This window comes from Anaeromyxobacter sp. SG17, assembly GCF_022690695.1.
GTDB classification, from domain to species: domain Bacteria; phylum Myxococcota; class Myxococcia; order Myxococcales; family Anaeromyxobacteraceae; genus Anaeromyxobacter; species Anaeromyxobacter soli.
The window spans coordinates 24,145-33,460 of the sequence record NZ_JALCYX010000048.1 but is presented as its reverse complement, the minus strand read 5'-3'; the positions used below and the strand labels follow the sequence as shown (position 1 = coordinate 33,460).

The following is a 9,316-nucleotide window of genomic DNA, read 5'->3' as shown; positions in this document are numbered from 1 at the left end:
CCACCCTCGCGCCGCGCGGCTCACGCCGTGCGGCGCGAGCCGTTTTGGCCGTCCGTGCGTCGCCGGCACGCGGCCGCGCGTGACCGCCGCGCGCCCATCCCGCCGCGCCTATCCCCAAATTGGCCACAGCCTGGGCGCCGCCCGTACGACGGGCGTGCGAGCAGGGCGTAGCCCACGCCCGCGCCGGGGCGCCGAGCCGGCGCGGATCTTCCAGTAACCCCAGCCCCGATCGCGAGCAGGCGAGCTCGCTGTACGAATCGGCTCACCCTGGCGCCGGGCGTCGGATGGCGTGGGTGCGCGGCCGAGCTTCACCCTCTCCGCGGCACCTCTGCTCACCGGGGGGCGAGAAATTCGCTCGCTTGGGCCTCCGTTCCTCGTTCGCAAACCCGAACGGGAAAGGAGCCCCACCCGATGACTTCCCGCCGAGCCGTCCTCTTCGCCGCCGCCCTCTCGATCGCCCCGATGTTCGCCTCCGCGGCGGACGTGTGGGTGGCCCCTGCGACGGAGAAGATCCGGCCCGACGCAAAGCCGCGCCCGAGCACCGAGGCGCGCATCGCGGCGGCCCGCAACGAGTTCGAGGCATTCCAGGTGGTGGTGACCGGTCCGGCGCGCGGCGTGTCCGCGAGCGCCACGAGCCTCCAGGGGCCCGGCACCGTCGACGACGTGAAGCTCTACCGCGAGGACGCGATCGACGTGCAGACGCCGTCTGCCCTCGACGGCGGCACCGGCCGGTGGCCGGACGCGCTCGTGCCCGACGTCGACGACGTCGTGGGCGAGAAGCGCAACGCGTTCCCCTTCGACGTCGCCGAGGGCGAGAGCCGGGCGATCTGGGTCGAGGTGCGGGTACCGCGCGACGCGAAGCCCGGCAGCTACTTCGGGAAGGTGACGGTGACCTCCGACGCCGGCGAGGCGCAGATCCCCGTGATGCTCACGGCCTGGGACTTCGAGCTGCCGTCGACGGCGTCGCTCAAGACGCACTTCGGCCTGTCGTACGGCCTCATCCCCGGCGGCCACGGCGTGTCGCCCGAGGACGACGCCGCCATCCGCGCGCGCTACGCCGCGCTCGGCCTCGACCACCGCATCTCGCTCTCGGGCGTCGCCGACGACGGCCACCACGGCGACTTCGACCACTTCGACCAGTACTACGCGGCGCTCGTGGACGGCACGGCGCAGACGCGCCTCCCCGGCGCGAAGCTCACGACCGTGAAGTACGTCGGCAACCAGACCTCCGTCGACGAGCACCGCCGCTGGGCGGAGCACTTCCGCGCGAAGGGCTGGATGGATCGCCTCTTCGACTACACCTGCGACGAGCCGCCCCTCACCTGCAGCTGGGACGACATCCCCACCCGCACGCAGGCCGTCCATGACGCCGACCCCGAGTTCAAGACGCTCGTGACGACGCAGATCTGGGACTCCGACGCGCACGGCGTGTCGAGCGACATCGACATCATGGTGCCGGTCATCAACTGGATGGACGACAAGCCGACCGGCGAGCACCCCGGCGACAACCGCTCCAAGTACGACGGCTTCCTCGCGCAGTCGAAGGCCAAGGAGCTCTGGCTCTACCAGAGCTGCATGAGCCACGGCTGCGGCGGCACGGTGAACATGGGCAGCCCGTCGGAGTGGGACGAGTACACCACCGGCTGGCCCTCCTACATGATCGACGCGTCCGCCGTGCGGAACCGCGCCATGGAGTGGATCTCCTTCCTCGAGGGCGCGACCGGCGAGCTGTACTGGGAGACGGCGTTCGCGTTCACCCACGACGCGTGGTCGAACCAGTGGGACTTCTCCGGCAACGGCGACGGGACGCTCTTCTACCCCGGCCGGCCCGATCGGATCGGCGGCTCGACCCAGATCCCCGTCGCCTCGATCCGGCTCAAGATGATCCGCGAGGGCATGGAGGACTACGAGTACCTGAAGCTCCTCGCCGACGCGGGCCAGGGCGACGCCGCGCGCAAGATCGCGCGCGACCTCTTCCCCTCCGCCTCGCAGACCGAGGTCGACCCGCAGCGGGTGATGGCGGCGCGCGAGGCGCTCGCGATGCAGATCCTCGCGGTGCAGGGGAAGAAGCTCGCCTCGGTGGGGGGCGTGCCGGGCATGCCGAGCTTCCCGCTCGTGCAGGGCGGCGGCTGCGGCTCCTCGGGCGGGTTCGGCGCGGGCGCGCTCCTCTCGCTGCCTTCGCTCGTGGCCTGGGCGCGGCGGCGCCGCCGGGGCAGGTAGTACCCACCGTCACGTGTGCGCAGAGGGGCGCGGCCGGTCCGTCCGGCCGCGCCCTTTCCTTTCCGTCACAGTCCGGCGGTCGTAGAATCCGGCGCGCGTGCGCGCGTTCGGAAAGTACCGGCTCGTCGAGCCGCTCGCCTCCGGCGGCATGGCGGACGTGTGGCGCGCGGAGGTCACCCTCGCGGCCGGCGTGGTGAAGGAGGTCGCGCTGAAGCTCGTGCGCGGCGAGCACGAGGCCGAGGGCGCCTTCGTCCGCATGTTCATCGAGGAGGCGCGGCTCGCCTCGCGCCTCGGCCACGCGAACGTCGTCCAGGTCTTCGAGTTCGACCAGATCGACGGCCGGTACTACATCGCGATGGAGCTCGTGCGCGGGCACCACCTCGGCCGCGTCGTGGAGCGGGCGCGCGAGCGCGGCGTCCGGCTCGGGCTCCCGCGCGCGGTCCACGTCGCCGCCGAGGTCGCGAAGGGGCTCGCCTACGCCCACCGCCTCGGGGACGGCGGCCGCCCGCTCGGCCTCGTCCACCGCGACGTCTCCCCGCACAACGTGCTCGTGTCGTTCGAGGGCGAGGTGAAGCTCGCGGACTTCGGCATCGCCCGCGCGATGGGCCGGGCGGGGCTCACCGCGCCGGGAACGCTCAAGGGCAAGCTCGCGTACATGGCGCCGGAGCAGGCGCGCGGCGAGCCCGTGGACGCGAGGGCGGACGTGTTCGCGCTCGGGGTCGTGCTGTGGGAGCTCTGCGCGGGTCGCCGGCTCTTCGCGCGCGACTCCGAGGCGGCGACCTTCGGCGCGGTGCTCGGCGAGGCGGTCGTCTCCCCGCCGTCGGCGTGGAACGAGGAGGTGCCGCCCGAGCTCGACGCCGTCGTCCTGGGCGCCCTCGAGCGCGACGTGGAGCGGCGGACGGCGTCGGCGGAGGGGCTGGCGGAGTCGCTCGCCCGCGTGCTCCTGCGGATCACGCGCTCGCCCGCGGACGTGGATCTGCGCGCGCTCATGCAGGCGCTCTGGCCGGAGGGGCCCGCCCCCGCGCCCGCGCCGGAGCGCACGCGCGTGAGGCCGGTGCCCGTCGCGGCGGAGCCGGTGGGTGGGGCGACCCGGGTGTCCGCTCCGCCGGCGGCGACCCTCGAGGCCGAGGCGAGCGCCCGCCCGGTCCCGAGCGGCGAGCTGCGGGAGGAGTCCGCCACCCGCACCGCCGCGCCGTCGGCTCGCCGTCGCACGCCCCGGCGCGCGCTCGTCCTCGCCCTGGTCGCGGTCGCCCTCGCGCTCGCTGCCGGCCTCGCCCTGCGGCGGGGAGCGAGGCGCGAGGCCGTGGCGCTGCAGCCGGTTCGCGCGGCGGCCTCGGACCCCGCGCGCGGCGCGGGCGCTGCCGCGGCCCTTCCGCCCGGAGACGCCGCTCGCGCCTCGCTGGCGCCCGCGTCCCTCACCCACCCGTCGCCCTCGGACCGGTCCTCCGGGCTGCCGTCTCCTTCCGGCGTGAACGAGCCGCACGAGGCGAGCGTCGCGTCAGACGCGCCCCCGCCCGCGGAGCCGACCGGGCCTCGCGCGGCGCCCGCGGCGGAGCCACCGGGCGGGCGCGGGCTGCAGCTCTCGCCGCTCCCCGCGATCGAGGCGCTGCGGATCGCGCCGAGCCTCAACGGCCTCGCCCTCCCCGCGGCGTCGTCGGGGCTGGGCGTGCTCGGCGTGAACGCGGTGCCGTGGGGGACGGTCCACGTGAACGGCGCGCGCCTCGGCGAGACGCCGCTCGACGTTCGCCTGCCGGCGGGCCGCTACCGGGTCCGCGTGGACCATCCCAAGGGCGCGGACGTGCGAGTGGTCACGATCACGCCCGGCCGACGAACGGTCGTGCTCGCGCGGCCTGGCGCGCGCTGAGCCCGGCGGCGCTGCCGCCGCGATCGCCCCGGCCCCCCGTCGATCCGAGCCCGCCTTTGATCGCCGCTCCGTTCCTCGACGGACGGCGACCGTCCCCGCTCACCGCGCACCCCGGGTGGATCGCCCGCCTCCGGTCGCAGTGACGCGCGGTCGCTGCCACCGCTGACCCTGCGACAAGACGCCCTCCCTCAGGGACCACCGGTCTCGGTTGACCCTCTGCCACTCAGTGGAGTACCTTCCAAATCAAGTTTCCAAAAGAAGATTTTCGATCCATGAACCCAGCCGAGTACCTCCGCACCGAAGAGATCGCCCGCGTCGAGCGCGAGCGTGCGGGTGGAATCACGAGCGGCGAGGTGGTGCGCCTCTTCGAGTCGAAGGGCGCTCGGCTCTCCGCCTCGACGTTCCGGAAGTACGTGCAGATGGGGCTCTTGCCCCGGAGCCGGCGCGTCGGCCGGAAGGGCAAGCACACCGGGTCGACCGGGCTCTACCCGGTCTCGGTCGTGCGGCGGATCGCGCTCATCAAGCGGATGATGGCGGAGGGCTACACGGTCGAGGACATCCGCGGGAGCTTCGTCACGGTTCGCAACCAGCTCGAGGACGTCGAGAAGGGGCTCAACGAGCTCGTGGCGCAGCTGTCGCAGAAGGCGCGGGCGCACCCGCGCCGCAAGCAGTTCGAGGAGGAGCTCTCCCGCGCGGAGCGCGAGGCGCGCAGCGCGCTCGGGAGGCTCGAGAAGGTGGGAGGCGCGGTCGCGACCGTCCCGGCGGAGGCCGCCGGGGCGTGACGATCGTGGGCGCCGGCCCGGCGCCTGGTGGACGGTGCGGCGCTCAGGCCGCGGTGGACGGTGGAGAGGGAGGGCAGGGGATGAGCGAGGCGAAGCGGAGCGAGCCGCAGATCCAGGCCGGCGACGAGGCGCGCGAGGACGGGGAGGAGCTGCTGGTGGGCCCGGTGGGCGGCGCGCCGGAGGACGGCGGCCTCGACCTCGAAGGCGACATCGACGACAAGCGCGGCCGCCGGCGGTCGAAGACGATGTCGCGCAAGGAGATCGCGCGCGAGCTCCGGCGCCAGCGCGCCTTCGGGATCGTCGATCCCGAGCTCGAGGCGACGGTGCGGGAGATCGAGGCGAGCCGGCCACGCTCGCGGGCGGAGTGCGCGAACGGTCCGCGCCCCTGCATGTTCATCGCCTGCAAGCACCACCTCTACCTGGACGTGAACCCCGCCACCGGGTCGATCAAGCTGAACTTCCCGGATCGCGAGGTCTGGGAGCTCGACGAGACGTGCGCGCTCGACGTCGCGGACCGCGGCGGGATCACGCTCGAGGAGGTCGGGTCGATCATGAACCTGACCCGCGAGCGCATCCGTCAGGTCGAGACGCGGGGGCTCGCCAAGCTGCGGACCATCGCCGAGGACGAGCCGCGCTCGCCCGGCGGCTGCGGGGCGGACGATCTCCTGGATTGATTCGCGGGTCGGCCAGCCGCCGGCGGGCAGCAGCGGCGGCGGGCGGGCGGCGGGGGTGCGGCGCGCGGCCCCGCCGCTCACCCGTTGAATCCTCCGGCGGCGCGGGCTACAAGGGCACCCCTTCCCGGAGGTGTTCAAAATGGTCCGCCGCGCTCTCGTCTCCGTCTCCGACAAGACGGGCCTCGTCCCGTTCGCGAAGCGCCTCGCCGCGCTCGGGGTCGAGATCCTCTCCACCGGCGGCACGCAGCGCGCGCTCGCAGACGCGGGCATCCCGGTGGTCCCGGTGGGCGACTACACGCAGGCCCCCGAGATCCTGGGCGGCCGCGTGAAGACGCTCCACCCGCGGGTGCACGGCGGGATCCTCTATCGCCGCGGGCTCGCCTCGGACGAGGCGGACGTGAAGGCGCGGGACATCCCGCCCATCGACCTCGTCGTCGTGAACCTCTACCCGTTCCGCGAGGCGGTCGCGGCGGGGAAGCCGTTCTGGGAGTGCGTCGAGGAGATCGACATCGGCGGGCCGACCATGGTCCGCAGCGCGGCGAAGAACGCGGCGCACGTGGGCGTCGTCGTGGACCCCGCGGACTACGAGCGCGTCGCGGCCGAGCTCGAGGCCTCGCGCGACCTCTCCGGCCAGACGCGCTTCGATCTCATGAAGAAGGCGTTCGCGCACACCGCCGCGTACGACGCCGCGATCTCCGAGTACCTCACTGCGCGCGAGACGCCGGAGGCGCCGCCGGCGCACTTCCCCGCGACGCTCGGCGCCGTCTACACGAAGGCCCAGGATCTCCGCTACGGCGAGAACCCGCACCAGGCGGGCGCGTTCTACCGCGCCGGCCGGGAGCCGGACGAGCCGACGGTCTCGTTCGCGAAGGTGCTGCAGGGCAAGGAGCTCAGCTACAACAACCTGCTCGATCTCGAGGCCTCGCTCGCCGCCCTCAAGGAGCACGACGAGGTCGCCTGCGTCGTCATCAAGCACAACACGCCGTGCGGCGTGTCGCTCGGCGCGACGCCCGCCGAGGCGTTCGCCCGCGCGCGCGAGTGCGATCCCGTCTCCGCGTTCGGCGGCATCGTCGCGCTCAACCGCCCGGTGGACGCCGCGGCCGCCAAGGAGCTCACGGACCTGTTCCTCGAGTGCGTCATCGCGCCGGGCTACGACGCCGCGGCGCGCGCCGCGCTCGCCGCGAAGAAGAACCTGCGGCTGCTCGAGGCGCCGCGCCTCGCCGCGCCGCGCGCGAGCTGGACCCGCCGCCCGGAGGAGCTCCGCGAGCTCCGCTCGATCCCGGGCGGCCTGCTCGTGATGGACCGCGATCTGGGCGCGATCCGCCGCGAGGACTGCAAGGTGATGACGAAGCGCGCGCCGACCGACGCGGAGTGGCAGGATCTGCTCTTCGCGTGGAAGGTCGTGAAGCACGTGAAGTCGAACGCGATCGTGTTCGCGCGGGAGCGCCGGACGGTCGGGATCGGCGGTGGGCAGACGAGCCGGGTCGAGTCGGTGAAGACCGCGCGCATGAAGGCGCAGCTCCAGCTCGCCGGCTCGGCGGTCGGCTCGGACGCGTTCTTCCCGTTCAAGGACGGGGTCGAGGAGATCATCAAGGCCGGCGCGACCGCGATCATCCAGCCGGGCGGCTCGATCCGCGACGCCGAGGTGATCGAGGCGGCGGACGCCGCCGGGGTGGCGATGGTCGCCACGGGGATGCGGCACTTCCGGCACTGAGGGCGCTCCCCGCGCGGGCTCGTCCCTGCTGCGGCCAGGGCTGGCGCGGCGCTCGCGGCACTCCTGCGATGTGACGCTGCGGCACGTTCCTCCGGGTGACGGCGAGGGCGGGGGCGCGGCCGGGCCTCGCGCTCGCACGCCTCCTGGCGAGGCGGGCCGGCGCATCGGGAAAGGCCCTCCCGGGGGGCTTTCCGGTCTGGAGGGAGGCCGCCGAGCCGGGGTGGAGGAGGGCTCGCCGACCCCCGCCGTGGCCCGATGGGACGTGATATAAGCCCGGGTCTCCATGCGCGTACTCGTCGTCGGATCGGGCGGGCGCGAGCACGCCCTCGCCTGGAAGATCTCCCGGAGCCGCCTCGTCCGTGAGCTGTTCGCCGCCCCCGGCAACCCCGGCATCGCCGAGGTGGCGACGCTCGTGGCGCTCGAGGCGACCGACGTGGAGGGCATCGCGCACTGGTCGCGCGAGAACCAGATCGACCTCGTCGTGATCGGCCCGGAGGCGCCGCTCGTCGCCGGCCTCGCCGACCGCATCGCGCGCGAGGGCATCCCGGTGTTCGGCCCGAGCGCGGCCGCCGCGGAGATCGAGGGCTCGAAGGCGTTCGCGAAGGAGATCATGGAGGCGGCCGGGATCCCGACCGCCGGCCACGGCACGTTCACCGCGCTCGAGCCCGCGCTCGCCTTCGCCCGCGCGCGCGGCGGGCGGGTGGTCGTGAAGGCGGACGGGCTCGCCGCCGGCAAGGGCGTCGTCGTGTGCGGCGAGCTCCCCGAGGCGGAGGAGGCCCTCCGCGCGATGCTCGTCCAGAAGGTCCACGGCGGCGCCGGCGCGCGCGTCGTGGTCGAGGACCGGCTCGAGGGGCCCGAGGCGAGCTGCATCGCCTTCACGGACGGCGAGCGGGTGCGCATGCTCGCCGCGGCGCAGGACCACAAGCGCATCTTCGACGGCGACCGCGGCCCGAACACGGGCGGCATGGGCGCGTTCTCGCCGACGCCCACGGTGACGCCGGAGGTGGCGGCGATGGTCGAGCGGGACGTGCTCCTGCCCGCCGTCCGCGAGCTCGCCCGCCGGGGCCGCCCGTTCCGCGGCGCACTCTACGCGGGCCTCATGCTCACGCCCGACGGCCCGCGGGTCCTGGAGTTCAACGCGCGGCTCGGCGACCCGGAGACGCAGCCCATCCTGCTGCGCATGACGAGCGACGTCGTCCCCGCGCTCCTCGGCGCGGCGGAGGGAGACCTGTCGAACGTGACGCTCGAGTTCGATCGCCGGGCGGCAGTCGGCGTGGTGCTCGCCGCGGAGCACTACCCGGCGAAGCCCGCCGCGGGGGATCCCATCGACGGCCTCGCCGGCCCGTTCGAGGAGGGCGTGCAGGTGTTCCACGCCGGGACGGCGCGCGCCCGGGATGGACGGATCGTCACCGCCGGCGGCCGCGTGCTCACGGTGTGCGCGCTCGGCGATGACCTCGACGACGCCGCCCGCCGCGCTTATGAGGCGGCGGCCAGGATCCGCTTCCGCGGCATGCAGCTGCGCAGGGACATCGGCAAGAGGGCGTGATGGAGCCGAAGGTACTCATCCTCATGGGGTCCGACTCCGACTGGGAGGTCATGGCCGAGGCGAAGAAGGCGCTCGACGAGCTGGGCATCCCGGCGGAGGTCCACGTCTCCTCCGCGCACCGCACGCCGGAGCGCACGGGCAAGCTCGCGCGCGAGGCCGCCGGCCGCGGCATCCAGGTCCTCGTCTGCGGCGCCGGCTCCGCCGCGCACCTCGCCGGCGTCTGCGCCGCGGAGACCGAGCTCCCCGTCCTCGGCGTGCCGCTCGCGGCGAGCGATCTGAAGGGGCTCGACGCGCTGCTCTCGACCGCGCAGATGCCCGCGGGCGTGCCCGTCGGCACGCTCGCCATCGGCAAGGCGGGCGCGCGGAACGCTGGGCTCCTCGCGGCGCGCATCGTCGCGCGCACGGACGCGGAGGTCGCCGAGCGCGTCCGGGCGCAGCGCCGCAAGATGGCCGAGGAGGTCCTCGCGAAGGACGCCGCCCTCCAGGCGAAGCTCGCGCCGCCGAAGGGCTAGCCGG

General features: G+C 74.3%; 7 protein-coding genes. All 7 read left to right on the top strand.

Annotated features, from left to right (window positions below):
• Nucleotides 1-411: 411 nt before the first annotated feature.
• The 7 genes from MNY60_RS16365 to purE all read left to right on the top strand — a co-directional run bounded on the left by MNY60_RS16365 (nt 412) and on the right by purE (nt 9,312).
• Nucleotides 412-2,220, top strand: coding sequence for a glycoside hydrolase domain-containing protein (locus tag MNY60_RS16365; protein WP_242337542.1), 1,809 nt, complete (start codon nt 412-414; stop codon nt 2,218-2,220).
• Nucleotides 2,221-2,317: 97 nt separating this feature from the next.
• On the top strand, nt 2,318-4,084 hold the full coding sequence (locus MNY60_RS24350) for a protein kinase (protein ID WP_242337540.1): 1,767 nt from the start codon (nt 2,318-2,320) through the stop codon (nt 4,082-4,084).
• Between the two features lie 272 nt (nt 4,085-4,356).
• Nucleotides 4,357-4,866, top strand: coding sequence for a MerR family transcriptional regulator (locus tag MNY60_RS16355; RefSeq protein WP_242337538.1), 510 nt, complete (start codon nt 4,357-4,359; stop codon nt 4,864-4,866).
• An 80-nt stretch (nt 4,867-4,946) separates the two neighbouring features.
• Nucleotides 4,947-5,540 carry a sigma factor-like helix-turn-helix DNA-binding protein gene (locus tag MNY60_RS16350; protein ID WP_242361128.1) on the top strand — a complete coding sequence of 198 codons (594 nt, stop codon included), beginning with the start codon at nt 4,947-4,949 and terminating at the stop codon, nt 5,538-5,540.
• A gap of 139 nt (nt 5,541-5,679) precedes the next feature.
• Complete coding sequence (gene purH / locus MNY60_RS16345) at nt 5,680-7,254, top strand: bifunctional phosphoribosylaminoimidazolecarboxamide formyltransferase/IMP cyclohydrolase (protein ID WP_242337534.1); 1,575 nt, start codon at nt 5,680-5,682, stop codon at nt 7,252-7,254.
• Between the two features lie 283 nt (nt 7,255-7,537).
• Nucleotides 7,538-8,800 (top strand): phosphoribosylamine--glycine ligase, encoded by a 1,263-nt coding sequence (purD, locus tag MNY60_RS16340; RefSeq protein ID WP_242337532.1) that lies wholly within the window; start codon nt 7,538-7,540, stop codon nt 8,798-8,800.
• Nucleotides 8,800-9,312, top strand: coding sequence for a 5-(carboxyamino)imidazole ribonucleotide mutase (gene purE, locus MNY60_RS16335; RefSeq protein WP_243337962.1), 513 nt, complete (start codon nt 8,800-8,802; stop codon nt 9,310-9,312). Before purD ends, purE begins: the two co-directional genes overlap by 1 nt.
• Nucleotides 9,313-9,316 lie beyond the last annotated feature (4 nt).